The sequence below is a fragment of the Pantoea sp. BAV 3049 genome, assembly GCF_009765445.1.
In the GTDB taxonomy this organism is placed as follows: Bacteria; Pseudomonadota; Gammaproteobacteria; order Enterobacterales; family Enterobacteriaceae; genus Erwinia.
On the sequence record NZ_WHOY01000021.1, the window covers coordinates 1 to 409 of the forward strand.

Annotated in this window: 1 protein-coding gene; it reads left to right on the forward strand. The window is 55.0% G+C overall.

Going from position 1 to position 409, the window contains the following annotated elements; genetic code table 11:
* A partial coding sequence (locus GSQ70_RS00670) for a recombination protein NinG (protein ID WP_158780483.1) occupies nucleotides 1–409 on the forward strand: 409 nt, incomplete at both ends.

The window sequence follows — 409 nt, forward strand, 5'->3', positions numbered from 1 at the left end:
CGCAATAGCCTACAAACCGTCTGTTCTCCAAAATGTGCAATCCAACTCGCTAACCAACTATCCGAGCGCAAGCAAAAGCGCCAGGAGAGGGAGCAGCGTGCTGCATGGAACAAGCGCAAAGCCGATGTGAAGCCTTTAAGCCACTGGATGAACATGACCCAGCGGGCATTTAACGACTACATCAGGGCGCGGGACGGGGAAATTTGCATCAGTTGCGGCAGTGCCTGGGCGATCAGCTATCACGCCGGGCATTACCGGACGACGGCGGCAGCATCTCACCTTCGGTTCAACGAGGACAACGTTCACAGCCAGTGTTCGGCATGTAACGTTCACCACTCCGGCGCGATTACTCAATACCGGTTCAATCTCATCAGGAAAATCGGCCTTGAGCGCGTACTGGCGCTTGAAT